Here is a 17260-nt window from a genome sequence, read left to right as displayed (position 1 = left end):
TTGCAGGTTATAGCGATTTTCTTCTGATCAGTACGGTAGGAATTGTTTCCTGTACTTTTTCCTTTTTCAATACCGCCTGCGCCACTTTTATACCCATTAAAGAGAAATCTGCAGAGTAGGTGGTGATGCCACCACCAATGATTTCTTTAACCACCTCGTCGTTGTGCGACAGGATGCCTATGTCTTTGCCAGGCTGTAACTGTTTTGCCTCGCAATCTTTAAGTATTTTCCATATTTCGGAGTTGTTTAGGGTAAAATAAACCTTTCCCTTTTCTACGCTGCCGGGCTCATATTCGTTTAATATCCTGGCGTTTACCTTAAAATCTTTAGTGAATTTTTTAAATGATTTAATGATCTCAACCGGATCCAGAGAGCCAGGTACGTGGAAAAAGATCATTTCATCAAATTTCTTTATGGTATCTGCCAATTCTGCCAATATTCTATAGGTAGACTGTTCAAATTCCTGAGTAATGTAGTTGAACTCGCCTTTAAGCGGTTCATAGCGGTCGAACATAATGAACTTGTTGCTCGGCAGCATGTCCAGCAGATGTTTGGTTTTTGGATGTGGTATAGGTGAAATCACATACACCCCATACTTTCCTTTAATCATGTTCAGCATGGTTTCGAACATGGTGATGTTGCCATGGTGAAAAAAAACATCGATATGTACATTTGGCCCCAGTTCGTTTCTGAAGTTCCGGTAGAACTGCTCCTGAAAGGAGTCGATAAGGTACATAAGCAGTGCCACCTTTAAGGTTTGTTCAGTATCGTCATTTGCAACAAAATAGCCAAGTCTGTTTTTTGACTCCACTATTCCGCGGCTGATGAGTTCTCTGTATCCTTTCATTACGGTTTCCCTTGCAAAACCAAGTTCCTTGATCAGGACGTTTATAGAAGGCAGCGCCTCTCCTTTAGAAATGATTCTTTCGTCGATAGCATTAATTATACCCTGTACAAATTGCTCGTGTTTGGAAAAGGATGGTACTTCTTCAAGTTCCTGTATTTTTTCAAAAATGGTTATCATATTGATAGGTTGGGCTACACTAGTCTATAGGTATAAAAAATGTTTGTTTTAGTTTTTATTTCACAAGGTAATAATTTTTAGTTAATCATTAAATACAAATTAAGGCACTTATGAAAGTAAAATTTGCAATTATAAAAAAACTTCCTTTATATTTACTTAATAATAGAACAGCATAGACTAGACTAGAAAGAAAAACTGTTCTATTCCTAACCAAAACATAACCAAATATGAACGTGAAACTTACTATCGAAAAGTTGGGCTATCCTGATTTTCTCTGGAAAAAGCTTATTCTATTACTGCTCTTTTTTGTTTTTTGTGCCCAGGCATTTGCTCAGCAGCAGATCACCGGAAGGGTAACAGACAATAATAGTGGCTTGCCAAATGCCACGGTACGTGTAAAGGGCACGCAGCTTGGCACCAAAACAGATGATGAAGGGAAATTTAAACTGAGTGTCCCGGATAATGCGGTGTTGATTTTCAGTTATATCGGTTTTACCGATCAGGAGATAGCTGTGAACGGCAGGAAGCACATTGAAGTGCAGCTAACAGAAGCAGCAGGCTCCGGACTGAACGAGATCGTTGTTGTAGGTTATGGTACAAAAAAACGTGCAAACCTGACAGGAGCTGTGTCAACAGTTAGTGGTGCGGAACTGGGCAAATCACCATCAAGCAATTTAACCAACTCTATCGCAGGTCAGGTTCCCGGGCTAATTGTAAATGCCCGAAGCGGCGAACCGGGTAACGACAATGCAGATATATTTGTTCGTGGAAAGGGTACGCTTGGTAATTCAGGTGCTTTGATAGTTATTGATGGAATTCCGGACAGGGCAGGCGGTTTCGCCAGGTTAAATCCGGCGGATATAGAATCATTTAGTATAATAAAAGATGCAAGTGCTGCTATTTATGGTGCAAGAGCAGCTAATGGTGTTATTCTGATTACAACAAAAAGAGGCAAGTCGGGCAAGCCTGTACTTACACTTGGAACCAACTGGGCCAGCACCCAGCCAACACGCGTTCCTCAGATGCTGAGCTCATATCAATATGCGCAGGCGACAAACGAATACGATGCCTTAGTGGGGCAACAACTTACATGGACAACAGAAGCTATTGAAAAATTCCGTAATGGGTCAGATCCCTTAGCTTTTCCAAATACCAATTGGTGGGATGCAGTGATGAAAACACGTGCATTACAACAAAATCACATCATGTCACTAAGTGGAGGAACAGATAAGGTAAGTTATTTTTTTTCGGGCCAGCACCAGAAACAAGACGGAATTTACAAGCAGGATGCAGCTTATTATAAGCAAGATCAGGCAAGGGCAAACGTGGATGTGAATGTGACCGATAACTTTAAAATCGGAGTTGATGTATCGTACCGTAATGAATTTCGCAATGCTGCAAAAAATGGTTATGATGCTGGAAGTATTTTTAGAGAATTATGGTTAGCCTATCCATACTTAACCCCTGTTTATAGCAACGGACTTGTTGGTGTAGGTATTGGTGGCGGCCCCGATAACAGCATGATGTATGTTACCTCTGGCGAAGCAGGATACCAGCGGTTTACTACCGATTATCTGCAAACAAAAGCATCATTTAGCTGGAAACTGGACAAAATTACACAAGGACTATTTGTAGATGGTTATTACGCTTATGACAAAACCCTATCTAAAACAAAATCCTTTACCAAAACGCCGCCACCGGCATATAGGTATGATCCCGCTACAAAAGACTATGTAAAGGTAACCTCATCAATAGCACCATCGCTTATTGAACAAAGAGGCGACATTGGCGAGAGGTTGCTCAATTTAAAACTGGGATATTCAAAAACCATCAGTGATCATAGCTTTGATGCCTTCGTGGCCTTTGAGAGCTTTAAGGGGAATACCGATATCATTAATGCTTCAAGGTCAAATTTCTTGAGTAACAGTCTGGATCAGTTGTCAGCAGGAAGCCTTATTGGTCAGCAAAACTTTTCTGATGCTGCAGAAGCTGCCCGTATCAATTACATCAGTCGTTTATCTTACAATTATAAGAGTAAATACCTGATTGATTATACTATGCGCTACGACGGTTCACAAAACTTTCCTGAAGGAAAACGCTATGGATTTTTTCCAGGAGTTTCTGCAGGATGGCGTATTTCGCAGGAAGACTTCTTTAAATCGGAAGTGATCAATGAGTTAAAATTAAGAGCATCTTGGGGTAGAACCGGTAATGATAGGGTGAGTGATTTCAATTACCTGCAGACCTATTTGCTGGGTACTGGTTATGGTTACTCACTAGGATCGGGAGCTTCACAGGTTTCTTCATTGGTACTTGGGCCAACGCCCAATCCTAACATCACCTGGGAGCTTGCTACCACTAGCGATATCGGTTTAGAATCACAATTCTTTAATGGTAAACTGGGGGTTAATGTAGATGTGTTCAGGTCTATGCGTTCCAATATCCTGATCACCAGAAGTGAATCAGTTCCGGGATATACCGGGCTGACCCTGCCAAATGAAAACTTAGGAAAAGTATTGAGCCGTGGTATTGAGCTTGAAGCTACGCACAATAACACTATCGGCAATTCCTTTGTCTATAACATCAGGGGTAACATCACATTTGCAAGGAACAAGGTGATCTTTATGGACGAGGCGGCGAATATCCCCGAGTACCAGCGTAAAACCGGTATCCCTATTGATTCCTGGTTCCTGTATCAATCAGATGGTATCTATCAGAATCAACAGGAAATTGATAATAGTCCACATCCGGCAGGAACAGGCGTAGGCGACATCGGGTATAAGGATGTAAACAACGATGGTGCTATAAACGACCTTGATAAAGTGAGAATGCCGTTGGTACGCACGCCGGAAATCATGTTTGGTTTGGCCTTAGGCGGATCGTGGAAAAACATAGATGCTTCCGTTTTCTTCCAGGGGCAGGCCAGGGCTAAATCATACCTGGCGCCTGCAGGCTTAAATATGGTAACCGAATTTTTTGATGAGAGATGGCAAAAACCGGGTGATACTAAGTATCCGAGAAACTTTAGCGGCCCAACCGGAAGAACTTTTGGGGTAAATACATTTGAATCTGATTTTTGGTTAAGAGATGCATCGTTTGTAAGGCTTAAAAATGTAGAAGTAGGATATACTTTGCCAAAATCGGTGTCCGAAAGATTAAAAATGCAGAGCGCAAGGATTTATATCAGCGGAACAAACCTGTTTTCTATTGACAAGTTCGGGCCGTCATTTGATCCGGAAGTGCCAGCCAATTCAGGGCAATACTATCCACAACAGCGTTTAATCAATATTGGCGCAAACATCACATTTTAAAAACTTATAAAGTATATCATGAAACTGAATATAAATAATTTTAAAATCAACAGCGCTGCTTTACTTGTTTGCACTGCGTTGATATTTGGAGGATGCAAAAGGGCTTTAGACCTGCAACCTCTTGACTCTTACTCTGAAAAGGATGTGTGGTCGGATCCGAAACTGACCCAGGTTTTTGTGAACAATATTTACAGCGAAACAGTACTTGCTTACCAAGACGGAGGTTTTGGCTGGGCAGCACAAACCGATGAGCTTTACGGGAATTTTAATTGGACAAATGAAAACCTGTATGTACGCGGAGAAGCCACACCTGATAACCAGACTTCTGGTTCCCTGAACCATTGGAATAAAATGTATGCCTCTATCCGTTCGAGCAATATCTTTTTCACAAATATTGAAAAGGTAACGGGAGCAGATGAAGCGGTAAATACCATGAAGGGAGAGGTACACTTTTTAAGGGCACTGGCTTATTTTGAACTGCTGAAAAGATTTGGAGGCGTACCACTTATTGTAAAGGTTTACGATGTGAACGATAGGAATTTTAATGAAAAAAGAGCCACCTGGCTGGAGACCAAAGATTTTATATTAGCAGATATTGCTGAAGCTTTAAAAACCTTGCCGGCGGTTTATCCTAACGATCCTGATAAAGGGCGCGCAACAGCAGGAGCGGCACTGGCCTTAAAATCGAGACTGTTATTATACGCTGCAAGTCCGTATTTTAATAAAAGCAATGACAGGAAACTGTGGGAAGATGCTAAACTGGCTGCAAAAGCAGTGATTGATTATACAGGTGTTAAATATGCTCTGTATGGTAATGCGGCCAATGGTACCTACAATAAAACCTTTCTTGATTTCTTTAATCCGGAGATTATTTTTGGGAGGGTATATAGTGGTTTGGTAAAAGCGGACAGATATAATACCGTAAGCAGAGATTTAAGTCCGAATGGTTATAATGGTTACAGCGCATATAATGTGGTGCAACAAATGGTGGATGATTTTGAGATGGCTGATGGTACAAAGTTTAGCTGGAGTAATCCGGAGCAGGCAAAAAATCCATATTTGAACAGAGAGCCCCGGTTTTATGCAACTATTTTGGCCAATAACCAGCAATTCAAAGGAAGGCTTACAGGTTTTTTTGAAGGAGGTGATGATTCTCCGCAAAGTCCTTATTCGCCATGGAATGCTTCTAAAACAAGGTATTGCGTAAGGAAAATGGTTGACGAAACCCATGATTGGAATGTTCAGGATTATGATGCTACACAATGGGCAGTTTTCAGATTGTCGGAAATTTACCTAAACTATGCAGAGGCTTGCTCGGCGTTGGGCGAGGATGGAGAGGCACTGACTTATCTGAACAAAATAAGAACAGAAAAGGCAGGTTTGCCAGTGGTTAGTGGTGCAGGAACAGCATTGATGGAGAAAATAAGACATGAGCGCAGGATTGAATTGTGTTTTGAAGGACATCGTTATTTTGACATTAGAAGGTGGGGAATTGCAGAGATAGGTTCGGAAGATGCGAAGGGTGTAATTATCAGAAAGCAGAGCAACGGTACGTTTACCTATGAGGTGATGACGGTTCAGGAACGTACGTGGGTGCCGAGTTTTTACTATTACCCGATACCGAGAACGGAGATACAGAAAAATCCGGCAATAGTGCAGAACCCGAATTACAATTAGATTTGATGCATCTTCATCATTCTGAAATAAATTCAGGATGATGATTGAGTTAGCAGGATGACGATAACATAAACGAATGTGCAAACACCATTTTTAATGCCAAAAAAACCAATTTTAATATGAAATATTTCCCTATAAAAAGTTTATTATTTTTCCTGTTTCTGCTGTATAGCGTTACTGATGTAAACGGCCAGAACCTCCGATGGCATTTGGTGAAAAACGGCGGTATAGAATGGGCCGTGAAAAAAGGTGCTGCCCATACCGATCAGATTGAAATGAGCGGGAAACAGATCTCGGCAATAATTACTTATGGTGTAAATGATAAAGGTAATTTCATATTAAAAAGGAAATTGGTGTTTCCTATGCTCCGCATTATTCCTAATGATACACGAGGAAGCCTGATCAGGGATTTTGATCAGGTTATACAGCCAGCATCCATAAATGGGAAAGCCATAGAAGAACAGCCTGATGTCATTTCATTTAATGGCTCTATAAAAGTCAAATCGGCAATTGGAACGGTAAATATATCGCACGGACTTTTCCCATCGGTTGATAAGCCAGCATTTATTGAGCAACTTACCTTTAAGAACAAGGGAACAAAACCTGTTGAGATTACGATTCCAGAATTAGATAGAACAGATAGTACAAAGAAAAGTGAAGGAGTTTATGGAACTTATCTGTTAAATACTAAAATCTACGGATCAGGTAAGTTTACCTTAAACCCGGGCGAAGAGCAGGCGTATGCCATTGTATATTCAGCCAGAAAAACCTCCGACCAGGCCTATGAATTCTCTTCTGAATACGAATTGGTAAAACGTAAAAACTTCATAGCTGAGATAACAAAGGAACTGGTTTTGAAAACTCCTGATGATACTCTGAACCAGATGTTCTCGTTTGCAAAGATCAGGGCTTCGGAAAGTATCTTTGATACTAAGGGGGGGCTGATGCACAGTCCGGGTGGAGGATCTTATTACGCAGGAATCTGGGCAAATGACCAGGCCGAATACATGAACCCGCTTTTTCCTTTTTTAGGTAATGCTGCGGGAAACGAAAGTGGTATGAACAGCTTTCGGATGTTTGCGAAATACATGAACGATGCATACAAACCAATTCCGAGTTCCATTATAGCAGAGGGAGCAGGAATGTGGAATGGGGCGGGCGACCGCGGAGATATGGCTATGATTGCCTATGGTGCATCAAGATTTGCGCTAGCTTATGCGGATACTGCTGAAGCCCGGAAATTGTGGCCGCTAATAGAATGGTGCCTTGAATTTTCGAGAAGGAAGAAAAGTGCTGACGGGGTAATTGCGTCAGACTCTGATGAGTTGGAGGGCAGGTTTCCGGCAGGAAAAATAAACTTGTCAACCAATACTCTTGCTTACGGGGCGTTGATCAGCGCTTCGGATCTTGCGGCTACGCTGGGCGATAAAACGGTATCAGAAAAATTAGCTAAGGAAGCTGTAGAATTGAGAACTGCAATTGAAAAGTATTTTGGCGCAAAAGTACAGGGATATAACACCTATCGCTATTTCGATGGAAATGATAAGTTAAGATCATGGATAGGTATGCCGCTGGTAATGGGGATATATGATAGGAAAGCCGAAACTGCAAAGGCGCTTTTATCAAACCATTTGTGGACAAAAGATGGGATGCTGACTGAGTCAGGATCGAAGACTTTTTGGGACCGCTCGCTTCTATATGCCGTTCGCGGATTGTTTAATGCAGGTATTACCGATACTACACTTAAATACCTGAAATACTATACCTCCGAGCGTTTGCTTGGTGAGCATGTGCCTTATGCCGTAGAGGCCTGGCCAGAGGGAGACCAACGCCATTTAGCAGCAGAGAGTGGTTTGTATTGCAGGGCGATAACAGAAGGGTTGTTTGGGATGCAGCCAAAAAGCTTTAGGTCGTTTTTACTGCAGCCTTATCTTCCTGCAGGTTGGAAAGAGATGTCGCTAAATCACATAAAGGCTTTTAACAAAGACTTTAATATTACGGTTGTAAGAGCTGGTCAGAAACTAAAAATTATTGTAGAACAGGCCGGTAGTAAAAACCAGGAAATTAACTGGGACGGACGAAAGGCAGTAGAAATAAACTTATATTAAACACATGAAAAGAAACCTTTTTCTATACTTATTGCTTTGCCTTTGCTGCGGTGCATATGCCCAGAATGGCGGAGTAACTTTTAAATCATCAGATGCTGCCTTGCAAACTGCATTTGCCAGGGCTAAAGAAATGGCTTTAAGCTACAAAGGAAAACCGGGCGATCCGGTTGGCCCATGGTACGAATCGGCATTGCCACCCAGGGCAGCATTTTGCATGCGTGATGTATCCCACCAGAGCATTGGCGGAGAGATTCTGGGGTTAAATAAGGAGAACAAAAATATGCTCAGGCTATTTGTGAACAATATATCTGATGCTAAAGACTGGTGTTCTTACTGGGAAATTAATCATTTGGGAAAACCAGCAGTAGAGGATTACCGCAATGATAAAGAGTTCTGGTATAACCTGAATGCCAACTTTGATGTATTGACAACCAACTGGAAATTGTATTTGTGGACGGGTGATGAAGAATACATTAAAGGAGCAGCTTTTGAAAATTTTCATAAAAAATCTGTTACCTCATTTATAGATAGGTGGGTGTTGCAGGCTGATTCATTGTTGAGCAGACCGACCCATCCAAATGCACCGGTACCTTTTAACAATGAAGATTCTTTTCATCGTTGTCGTGGTTTACCTTCTTATTCTGAAGGTGTGCCTAACATTAAAATGGGAGTGGATCTGGTAGGGGCGATATACCGAGGACTGATGTCTTATGCTTCTATACTTGATGTGAAAGGTAAAAGGGAGGAGGCCAAATTGTACAGGGAAAAAGCTGCAGCTTATCAGAAAAGTATTGATGATCTGTGGTGGAACGAATCTGCTTCACTTTATAATACTTATTACTCGACCGATCATAAGTTTGGGATGGAAGAGGGAGCAACCTTTTTGCTGTGGTTTGATGCATTGAAAGAAGGCGACAGAAAAGAAAAGACGATACAGCACTTATTGTCGAGAGATTGGAATGTAGAAAACCTGTCATACTTTCCATTGATCATGTATCAGAATGGGCAAGCGGATAAAGCTTACAATTACATGCTGCATTTGACCAATCCTGAAACGAAAAGAAGGGAGTATCCAGAGGTATCTTATGGTGTGATTAAAGGTTTTGTAGAAGGATTAATGGGGTTAGAGGCTGATGCGTGTTCCAGTCAATTAACTACGCTATACCGCGGAAAAAGCGATGTGACTTCGGAACTGAAGGATGTTCCGGTATTAAAAACCCTGATCACGGTAAGGCATGAAGGGAATAAAAAATCTGTGTTGACAAATGCTGGAAAAAAGAAAATACTATGGCAGCCTAAGTTTTTGAACGACAAAGGAGAGGTAATTGTTAAAGCAGCGGTTTGGGTAAAAGCAGGAGGGACTTTAGCGGTAAGCAGAAGTTAGTCTTCTGGATTTAATGGCTCCCACAATTCGATTTTGTTGCCTTCAGGATCATAAACCCAGGCGAATTTGCCATAGCTTTCGTTCTGGGTTTTCTCATCGATTTTGACACCTTCTTCTCTAAGTAACGCAAGCAACTCATCCAGATTGTTTACGCGGAAGTTGAGCATGAACTGTTGCTGATCGTTGCCGAAATAATCTGTGTTTTGGGCAAAAGGAGAAAACACGGTAGGGCCTGCTTCCTGATCCCAGATGTACCCGGTTTTCATGGAGTTGATGCCAAAGTGTTTTTCATACCAATCTGCAAGTGCTTCCTGGTTTTTAGAGCGGAAGAAAATACCGCCAATGCCTGATATACGTGATGCCATAATTTTGAAGTTAGTAGATATAAATGTAATAATAGATATTGAAAGTATGCGTGAAATGTGAGAAAGGGTAAGGGTGGTACTTTTGGCGTAAATGCCCCTTTATTTTGTCCGGCTTGCCCTTGAAGAGAGTGGTGGATTCTTGTTATCTTTAATTTATGAGAAAGGTAATCTATGGTATTAATCTGAGCGCGGATGGTTGTTGCGATCATACCAAATTCGGTGGCGGAGGAGAAACCCATGAGTATTTTACGGACCTCATGCGGGACGTTGACCTCATTATTTATGGGCGCAAGACCTATGAGCTGATGGTTCCTTATTGGCCTGATGTAGCAAAGAAACAGTCGGAAACGAAAGTAGTGAATGAATTTGCACAAACATTTGATGCCATTGATAAGGTTGTTTTTTCCCGAACATTAGATAAGGTTGAAGGAAATACGAAGCTTATTCGTTCAAATCTTGGAGACGAAGTTCTAAAACTGAAACAGGAGTCAGGCAAAAATATTTCAATTGGGGGTGTAAGTTTGCCTTCGGAATTGATAGCACTTGGTTTGGTTGATGAGTTTTATTTCCTGGTTCATCCTACTATTGTTGGTGAAGGAAGGAGATTGTTCGATGATACCGGTTTTGATCTGCAGCAGCGTTTAAAACTAGCGGACTCGAGAGTGCTTGACTCGGGATGCGTATCGCTTCATTATCTGAAACGATAATGTAACAGAGGCAATAAAAACATTTTTAAAGCAGCCTGTCCTCTCTCCCTGCAGTTCGAGAGGACGGAAAAATTCGAGAGGACGTAATTCTCAAGCCTGGAAGCCAAGCGACACTAATTGGTAACGCCATTAACGTCAAAAAAGTAGACGCCCATAGTACTATACTCTGGAAAAATGGCGAGTTCAGTTTTTAATAGCGAAGAAATGGGAGCAATAATGCGTAAAGTAGCGTGCTGGTACAACGTAGAGGTAATTTTTAATAATCCCTTCGGAAATTATACCACTGCTAATAAGAATATAGGTACTTTTGCCCCCAGAACAAAACGAGTAAAATGAATATCGCAATTAATGGTTTTGGTAGGATCGGACGCATCTTTCTGCGTACTGCTATCGAAAAAAACATCAACGTTGTTGCCATCAATGATCTGGGAGATCCGGCTACTTTAGCCCATCTTTTTAAATATGATACCGTACACAGAGGTTTTAAGGGTACTGTAAAATTTGAAAATGACAGCTTGATCATTAATGGAAAGAAGATTCTTGTTTATGCTGAGCCTAATCCTGAAAAACTGCCATGGGCTGATCTGGGTATTGACCTTGTATTGGAGTCGACAGGAAAGTTTGCCAGCAAGGCAGGTGCTGATCTTCATTTGAAAGCAGGAGCTAAACAGGTACTGATATCGGCTCCATGTGGTGACAAGGGTGTGCAAATGGTAGTGCTTGGTGTAAATGATGCGGAGGTAGACTTGAAATCGGAAGTGCTTTCGAACGCTTCGTGTACCACAAACAACGTGGCGCCAATGGTTAAGATACTGGACGACAACTGGGGTATTCTGGATGGTTACATCACCACTGTTCATTCTATGACAGGCGACCAGAACTTGCACGATGCACCACATAAAGATTTACGCAGGGCAAGAGCTGCATCGGCATCTATAATACCTACCAGTACAGGGGCGGCAAAAGCGATTACTCATATATTTCCCCATCTGGATGGTAAGCTGGGTGGTGCCGGCATCAGGGTTCCGGTATTAAATGGTTCTTTAACCGATTTTACCTGTATCCTTAAAAAGGAAACTACCATAGAAGAGATTAATGCTGCTTTTAGAAAGGCTTCGGAAAATGAGATGAGCGAAATACTGGAATATACAGAAGACCCGATTGTTTCCGTTGATATTTTAGACAATCCGCATTCATGCATCTTTGATAGTCAGCTTACTTCTATAGTGGGCGACCTGGTAAAGGTGGTGGGCTGGTATGATAATGAATCAGGCTACTCTGCGCGTTTGGTAGATGTGGTGCAAAAAATTATAAAGAATAATGGGTAATGCTTCTTATATTTGGCGCGTCGCCAGTTCGGCATATTTGACAGCTTAAATTTAGAACCAACCATTACAAAACAATAATTTTAAAAAATGAGAACAATAGATCAATGCAACTTTGCAGATAAGAAAGCTTTAGTCAGAGTTGACTTTAACGTCCCTTTGGATAAAGATTTTAATATTACTGATGATAAAAGAATGCGTGCAGCGCTACCTACAATCAATAAAATTTTAAATGATGGCGGTAGTGTTATTCTAATGTCTCACCTTGGCAGACCAAAAGATGGTCCGGATGATAAAAATTCTTTGAAACACATTTTAGGTGACCTTTCAAGAATGCTGGATCTTGAGGTGAAGTTTGCTAATGATTGTATTGGTGCTGAAGCCGTAGAAAAGGCTAAAAACCTAGTTCCGGGACAAGTTCTTTTATTAGAGAACCTGCGTTTTTATAAAGAAGAAGAAAAAGGTGATAAAGCCTTTGCTGAAAAGTTATCGAAACTTGGAAATGTATATGTAAACGACGCTTTTGGTACTGCGCACCGTGCACATGCATCAACTGCTATTGTTGCTGAGTTTTTTCCTAACGCAAAATATTTCGGTTATTTAATGGCTGAAGAATTGAAAAATGCTGAAAAAGTAAATCATGGTGCTGTTAGACCTTTTACCGCTATTATGGGTGGTGCTAAGGTTTCGGACAAGATCTTATTAATTGAAAGTTTGCTTGAAAAAGTAGACAACCTGATTATAGGTGGTGGTATGGCTTATACTTTTGCTAAAGCACAAGGTGGTGAAATTGGTACCTCATTGTTGGAAGCAGATAGAATGGCGCTTTGCCTTGAGTTGTTAGATAAAGCTAAGGCCAAAGGTGTAAACCTTGTTTTACCTGTAGATACTGTTATTGCTGATAAGTTTGACAATGATGCAGAAAAAGGTACAGTTGATTCTGGACAAATTCCTGCTGACTGGATGGGATTAGATATTGGCCCGAAAACGGCTGAATTGTTCTCGAACATCATTAAAGACTCTAAAACATTATTGTGGAATGGCCCGATGGGTGTTTTTGAAATGGCTAATTTTGAGGTAGGTACACGCGCAATTGCTGATGCAGTTGTTGCAGCTACCAAAGAAAACGGCGCTTTCTCTTTAATTGGCGGTGGTGATTCGGCTGCTGCAATTGCGAAGTTTAATTTAGAAGATGAAGTAAGTTATGTATCGACCGGTGGTGGAGCATTGCTTGAATATATGGAAGGTAAAGAATTACCAGGTGTTAAGGCTATAAATGACTAGTATACCTGACTAATTTTAAGGACAGGCGTTTCGTTTTTGCGAAACGCCTGTTTTGTTTACCACTTCCTCCCACCATGATTTATGGCCTTTTTATGCTAAATATGGGGGAAAGTGGTAGAGAAATAATATGTGGAAAACTTTTTGTGGTAGAATGTGGTAAAAAGTGGTAGAAGTACCTATTTTTACACTACATAAAAAGTGCACATATTATAATGGTTCAGTTATTAGGAGAATTTGATTGTAAATTAGACGCGAAAGGCCGCTTGATGGTCCCTTCGAGCCTGAAAAAACAATTGCCTAATGTTGAGCAAGAGGGACTTGTGGTTAACCGGGGTTTTGAAAAACATCTGGTAATCTATCCTAAAAAAGTATGGGAAAAGATAGTGGAGGACTTGAGTAAGCTGAATCCGTACGAACAAAAAAACAGAGAATTTATAAGATTATTTACCCGCGGTGCTACAGAATTGACGCTGGACGCAACCGGCAGGGTTAATTTGCCTAACTCTTTAATGGAATCGGTAGGTATTGAAATTAATACTGAACTGGTACTGGCTTGTCAGTTTGATAAGATTGAGGTTTGGTCTAAAAAATCATACGAAGCATTATTTGATAAAGATCCTGCCGACTTTGCGCTGCTTGCTGCCGAAGTAATGGGGGATAAGAACAGGAGGGAAAATGGAGAATAATTACCATGTTCCGGTTTTGTTGAAAGAGTGCATCGATGGTTTAAATATTAAACCAGATGGAGTGTATGTTGATGTGACATTTGGCGGTGGCGGACATTCGAGAGAAATCCTTAAACATCTCGGTAAAGATGGCGTGTTGATCGCTTTTGATCAGGATCCGGATGCACAAAGAAATAAGATTGATGATCCGCGCTTTCATTTTGTTGATCAGAATTTCGCATTCCTTAAAAATAACCTTCGCTTATTAGGCTTTAAAGCTGTTGATGGCATTCTGGCTGATCTTGGTGTTTCTTCTCATCAGTTTAATGAACCGGATAGAGGCTTCTCGACCAGGTTTGAATCTACATTAGATATGCGGATGGACAAACAGGGTAAACTGACTGCTGCGGAGGTGTTGAATACTTATACTGAAGAAAAGCTGCACAGGATATTTGGTATTTATGGTGAGGTGAAAAATGCAAAGTCGCTGGCTAAGGCTGTAGTGACCGGTCGAATAGAACGCCCCATAGAAACACTGGCTGATTTTAAAAAGGCAGTTGCGGCACACATTCCAAAGGGAAAAGAAAATAAATATATGGCGCAGGTTTTTCAGGCCCTGCGCATCGAGGTGAATGCCGAGATAGAAGTGCTGGAGAATTTTCTGGCACAGACTGCTGATGTGCTAAAGAGTGGTGGACGTCTGGTGGTGATGTCTTACCATTCTTTGGAAGACAGGCCGGTAAAAAATTACCTGGCTAAAGGAAAGTTTAAAGGCGAGGTTGATAAAGACTTTTTTGGTAACGAACAAAAGCCTTTTAAAGTAATAACAAGGAAAGCTGTGATGGCTGATGAAGCTGAGCTGGAACGCAATAGCAGGTCCAGGAGTGCGAAATTAAGGATTGGAGAGAAGTTATGAATAACAGGTTTAGGGAACATATAGACGAAGAGCCTGAAGAAGAAGAGGAATTGGATATCAGGATTAAGAAGAAAGAGCCTGTATCTGAAAATCAGTTCTTTAAAAAGTTATTTACTGAGGGTGTAGTGAGTAAGGAAGCTGCAACAGAGATGTTGCCGTTTTTGATATTTCTGTCGGTTTTAGGAATGCTGTATATCGCGAATAGCCATATGGCCATCAAAAACATCAGAAATATTGATCAGTTAAGTAAAGAGGTAAAAGAAATGAGCTGGGAATACAAATCGCTTAAAGCTGATTTGATGTTCAAAAGTAAACTAACAGAGGTTGCTAAAAAGGTGGATACGCTTGGAATTAAGGAATTAACAGAGCCGCCTAAAAAAATTGTAATAAGCAGTAATGAATATTAGAGCTAACATATTATTACGTGTTTATCTGTCTTTCGGACTGATTGTACTGTTTGCCGTGGCAGTACTGATCAGACTATGCGATGTACAGTTTGTGGAGGGACATAAATGGCGTGCCATGGCCGATAGTCTCTCTACAAAGTATATCAATGTAGAAGCCGCGCGTGGAAATATCTACTCAAACGATGGAAGTTTGCTTGCAACTTCTATTCCTGAGTATGAGCTCCGTATGGATATGTATGCCGGTGGTATTGCTGATAGTGAGGTGTTTGATAGTAAGGTGGATTCGCTGGCTTTAAGGTTATCGCAATTCTTTAAAGATAAAACGCCTAAAGAGTACTCGAGGTATTTACGCTCTGCCAGACGTGATAGTGCTCGTTATTTATTGATTAAGCGTAAAGTTGGATACCAGGAATTGAAAACCATAAGAACATTTCCTTTATATAATGTAGGGAAGTATACTGGTGGTTTAATTGCTGTTCAGCAAAATAAAAGAATTAAGCCGTTTAAATACCTGGCCGCAAGAACTATTGGTTATAAAAATGAAAATGTAAGCAATGGGGTTGGTTTAGAAGGTGCTTATGGTGAGTATATTAATGGTGAAAGCGGAAAAAGACTGGTTCAGAGAATATCAGGTGGGGTTTGGATGCCTGTTAATGATGAAGCTGAGGTAGCACCTAAAGAGGGTGCCGATATTATTTCGACCATTGACATTAACATGCAGGATCTGGCGCAAAGCGCGTTGGAAAAACAATTGAAAATAAGCGATGCTGATCACGGAACGGTGATATTAATGGAGGTTACTACTGGCGAGGTAAGGGCGGTTGCCAATTACACAAGGGTTAAAGAAGGGGTTTACGAAGAGAAGTTTAACTATGCCATTGGTGGCAGTCAGGATCCTGGATCGACCTTTAAACTGGCTTCGTACATGGCGCTGCTGGAAGATAATAAAGTAGATACCAATACCATGGTAGCGACAGGAGATGGGTATTACAGGATTCCGGGACATACCATTAAGGATTCGCATGGTGGTATTGGAACGGTTACGGTAATGAAGGCCTTTGAGCAATCGGCAAATACAGCTGTGGCTAAATTGGTGAATGCGGCTTATCAGGATAATCCATCGCAATTTACAGATCACCTGTATGATATTCATATGAATGAAAGACTTGGATTGCAGATACCGGGAGAAACTAAACCCGTGATAAAAAATCCTTCGTTTAAAAGCTGGAATAAAAACATGACCCTGCCTCAAATGGCTTATGGCTATGAAATGCAGATTACGCCTTTGCAAATGCTAACCTTTTATAATGCCATTGCTAATGATGGTAAGTATATAGCGCCAATTTTTGTTAAGGAAATCCGCAGACTGGGTAATCCGATTGAGCAGTTCAGAGCAAGGGTGATCTCGGAACGGGTTTGCTCTGAGAAAACGGTTAAAAAATTACAGGCAATGCTCGAATCGGTAGTTACTAAAGGTACCGGTAAGCAAATGGGATCGCCATTGTACAGGGTAGCCGGTAAAACAGGTACCGCTCAGGTAGCTGATGGTAATAAAGGTTATAAAGCTAAGAAAAGCTATCAGGCTTCTTTTTGCGGTTATTTCCCTGCTGATAAGCCTAAATACTCCATTATGGTGGCCATTAACGGCCCTAAAAATGGATACTATGGTGCGGCAGTTGCCGGGCCGGTATTTAAAGAGATTGCTGATCGCATTTATGCCAGCGATATGGAAATGTACAACGATATTCCAAATCACCTGGTAGGTAATACCAAGGCTCCCGAAGCGAAGGTGGGCGAGAGTAAAGCGGTTAAAAAGATTTACAAAGCCCTGGGTATTAAAGCGCTTTATGCAGATAGGTCTGTAAGTGGTATTGATACCAATAACGGCGTTCCTTACGAAGAGCATGCTGCCGTAAAAGGGGTGATGCCTGATGTAAAGGGGATGGGTTTAAAAGATGCTTTATACCTGTTGGGTAATGCAGGTTTAAAAACCAGGGTAAAAGGTGGTGGTAAGGTTATAGCGCAGTCTATTCCTGCCGGAAATAGAATAGGAAGAGGATTATTAGTTCAACTTGAATTACAATAGG

General features: G+C 41.1%; 14 protein-coding genes. 12 read left to right on the top strand and 2 right to left on the bottom strand.

Annotation, left to right across the window (positions count from 1 at the left end; translation table 11 throughout):
• Positions 1-7: 7 nt before the first annotated feature.
• On the bottom strand, positions 8-1024 hold the full coding sequence (locus HQN86_RS09850; protein WP_172660813.1) for a GntR family transcriptional regulator: 1017 nt from the start codon (positions 1022-1024) through the stop codon (positions 8-10).
• A 227-nt stretch (positions 1025-1251) separates the two neighbouring features.
• Between HQN86_RS09850 and HQN86_RS09845 the strand changes: the two genes are divergently transcribed.
• From HQN86_RS09845 to HQN86_RS09830, 4 genes are all read left to right on the top strand, one after another.
• Positions 1252-4335, top strand: coding sequence for a SusC/RagA family TonB-linked outer membrane protein (locus tag HQN86_RS09845; RefSeq protein WP_172660812.1), 3084 nt, complete (start codon positions 1252-1254; stop codon positions 4333-4335).
• Positions 4336-4353: 18 nt separating this feature from the next.
• Entirely contained in the window at positions 4354-6012 is a 1659-nt protein-coding gene (locus HQN86_RS09840; protein WP_172660811.1) for a RagB/SusD family nutrient uptake outer membrane protein, read from the top strand.
• Positions 6013-6131: 119 nt separating this feature from the next.
• Positions 6132-8120 carry a glucosidase family protein gene (locus HQN86_RS09835; protein ID WP_172660810.1) on the top strand — a complete coding sequence of 663 codons (1989 nt, stop codon included), beginning with the start codon at positions 6132-6134 and terminating at the stop codon, positions 8118-8120.
• 4 nt (positions 8121-8124) lie between these two features.
• Entirely contained in the window at positions 8125-9504 is a 1380-nt protein-coding gene (locus HQN86_RS09830; protein ID WP_172660809.1) for a trehalase family glycosidase, read from the top strand.
• Here HQN86_RS09830 and HQN86_RS09825 read toward each other — a convergent pair.
• Positions 9501-9869, bottom strand: coding sequence for a VOC family protein (locus HQN86_RS09825; protein ID WP_172660808.1), 369 nt, complete (start codon positions 9867-9869; stop codon positions 9501-9503). The genes HQN86_RS09830 and HQN86_RS09825 overlap by 4 nt on opposite strands.
• Positions 9870-10024: 155 nt before the next feature.
• On the opposite strand from HQN86_RS09825, the gene HQN86_RS09820 reads away from it, so the two are divergent.
• From HQN86_RS09820 to HQN86_RS09785, 8 genes are all read left to right on the top strand, one after another.
• The gene (locus HQN86_RS09820) at positions 10025-10576 is read left to right on the top strand and encodes a dihydrofolate reductase family protein (RefSeq protein ID WP_172660807.1); all 552 of its coding nucleotides are present in this window, start codon (positions 10025-10027) and stop codon (positions 10574-10576) included.
• 174 nt (positions 10577-10750) lie between these two features.
• Positions 10751-10912, top strand: coding sequence for a DUF4974 domain-containing protein (locus tag HQN86_RS27150; protein ID WP_172660806.1), 162 nt, complete (start codon positions 10751-10753; stop codon positions 10910-10912).
• Positions 10909-11904, top strand: a complete 996-nt coding sequence (gap, locus tag HQN86_RS09810; RefSeq protein ID WP_172660805.1) for a type I glyceraldehyde-3-phosphate dehydrogenase — start codon at positions 10909-10911, stop codon at positions 11902-11904. Before HQN86_RS27150 ends, gap begins: the two co-directional genes overlap by 4 nt.
• 87 nt (positions 11905-11991) lie before the next feature.
• The gene (locus HQN86_RS09805) at positions 11992-13185 is read left to right on the top strand and encodes a phosphoglycerate kinase (RefSeq protein WP_172660804.1); all 1194 of its coding nucleotides are present in this window, start codon (positions 11992-11994) and stop codon (positions 13183-13185) included.
• Positions 13186-13397: 212 nt separating this feature from the next.
• Positions 13398-13871: a division/cell wall cluster transcriptional repressor MraZ gene (gene mraZ / locus HQN86_RS09800; protein WP_172660803.1), complete on the top strand. Its 474-nt coding sequence runs from the start codon at positions 13398-13400 to the stop codon at positions 13869-13871.
• Positions 13861-14766 (top strand): 16S rRNA (cytosine(1402)-N(4))-methyltransferase RsmH, encoded by a 906-nt coding sequence (gene rsmH / locus HQN86_RS09795; protein WP_172660802.1) that lies wholly within the window; start codon positions 13861-13863, stop codon positions 14764-14766. The genes mraZ and rsmH overlap by 11 nt, the downstream gene beginning before the upstream one ends.
• On the top strand, positions 14763-15173 hold the full coding sequence (locus HQN86_RS09790; RefSeq protein ID WP_048904192.1) for an FtsL-like putative cell division protein: 411 nt from the start codon (positions 14763-14765) through the stop codon (positions 15171-15173). The genes rsmH and HQN86_RS09790 overlap by 4 nt, the downstream gene beginning before the upstream one ends.
• Positions 15163-17259 carry a penicillin-binding protein gene (locus tag HQN86_RS09785; protein WP_172660801.1) on the top strand — a complete coding sequence of 699 codons (2097 nt, stop codon included), beginning with the start codon at positions 15163-15165 and terminating at the stop codon, positions 17257-17259. Before HQN86_RS09790 ends, HQN86_RS09785 begins: the two co-directional genes overlap by 11 nt.
• The last annotated feature ends 1 nt before the right edge of the window (position 17260 follow it).

This window comes from Pedobacter panaciterrae (assembly GCF_013204795.1).
In the GTDB taxonomy this organism is placed as follows: Bacteria; Bacteroidota; Bacteroidia; order Sphingobacteriales; family Sphingobacteriaceae; genus Pedobacter; species Pedobacter panaciterrae.
This window is presented reverse-complemented; position numbering and strand designations above follow the sequence as displayed.

Excerpts from the sequence above, each read along its gene's own strand:
- HQN86_RS09850 (WP_172660813.1), bottom strand. The coding sequence starts at position 1,024 with ATGATAACCATTTTTGAAAAAATACAGGAACTTGAAGAAGTACCATCC.
- HQN86_RS09845 (WP_172660812.1), top strand. The coding sequence starts at position 1,252 with ATGAACGTGAAACTTACTATCGAAAAGTTGGGCTATCCTGATTTTCTC.
- HQN86_RS09840 (WP_172660811.1), top strand. The coding sequence starts at position 4,354 with ATGAAACTGAATATAAATAATTTTAAAATCAACAGCGCTGCTTTACTT.
- HQN86_RS09835 (WP_172660810.1), top strand. The coding sequence starts at position 6,132 with ATGAAATATTTCCCTATAAAAAGTTTATTATTTTTCCTGTTTCTGCTG.
- HQN86_RS09830 (WP_172660809.1), top strand. The coding sequence starts at position 8,125 with ATGAAAAGAAACCTTTTTCTATACTTATTGCTTTGCCTTTGCTGCGGT.
- HQN86_RS09825 (WP_172660808.1), bottom strand. The coding sequence starts at position 9,869 with ATGGCATCACGTATATCAGGCATTGGCGGTATTTTCTTCCGCTCTAAA.
- HQN86_RS09820 (WP_172660807.1), top strand. The coding sequence starts at position 10,025 with ATGAGAAAGGTAATCTATGGTATTAATCTGAGCGCGGATGGTTGTTGC.
- HQN86_RS27150 (WP_172660806.1), top strand. The coding sequence starts at position 10,751 with ATGGCGAGTTCAGTTTTTAATAGCGAAGAAATGGGAGCAATAATGCGT.
- gap (WP_172660805.1), top strand. The coding sequence starts at position 10,909 with ATGAATATCGCAATTAATGGTTTTGGTAGGATCGGACGCATCTTTCTG.
- HQN86_RS09805 (WP_172660804.1), top strand. The coding sequence starts at position 11,992 with ATGAGAACAATAGATCAATGCAACTTTGCAGATAAGAAAGCTTTAGTC.
- mraZ (WP_172660803.1), top strand. The coding sequence starts at position 13,398 with ATGGTTCAGTTATTAGGAGAATTTGATTGTAAATTAGACGCGAAAGGC.
- rsmH (WP_172660802.1), top strand. The coding sequence starts at position 13,861 with ATGGAGAATAATTACCATGTTCCGGTTTTGTTGAAAGAGTGCATCGAT.
- HQN86_RS09790 (WP_048904192.1), top strand. The coding sequence starts at position 14,763 with ATGAATAACAGGTTTAGGGAACATATAGACGAAGAGCCTGAAGAAGAA.
- HQN86_RS09785 (WP_172660801.1), top strand. The coding sequence starts at position 15,163 with ATGAATATTAGAGCTAACATATTATTACGTGTTTATCTGTCTTTCGGA.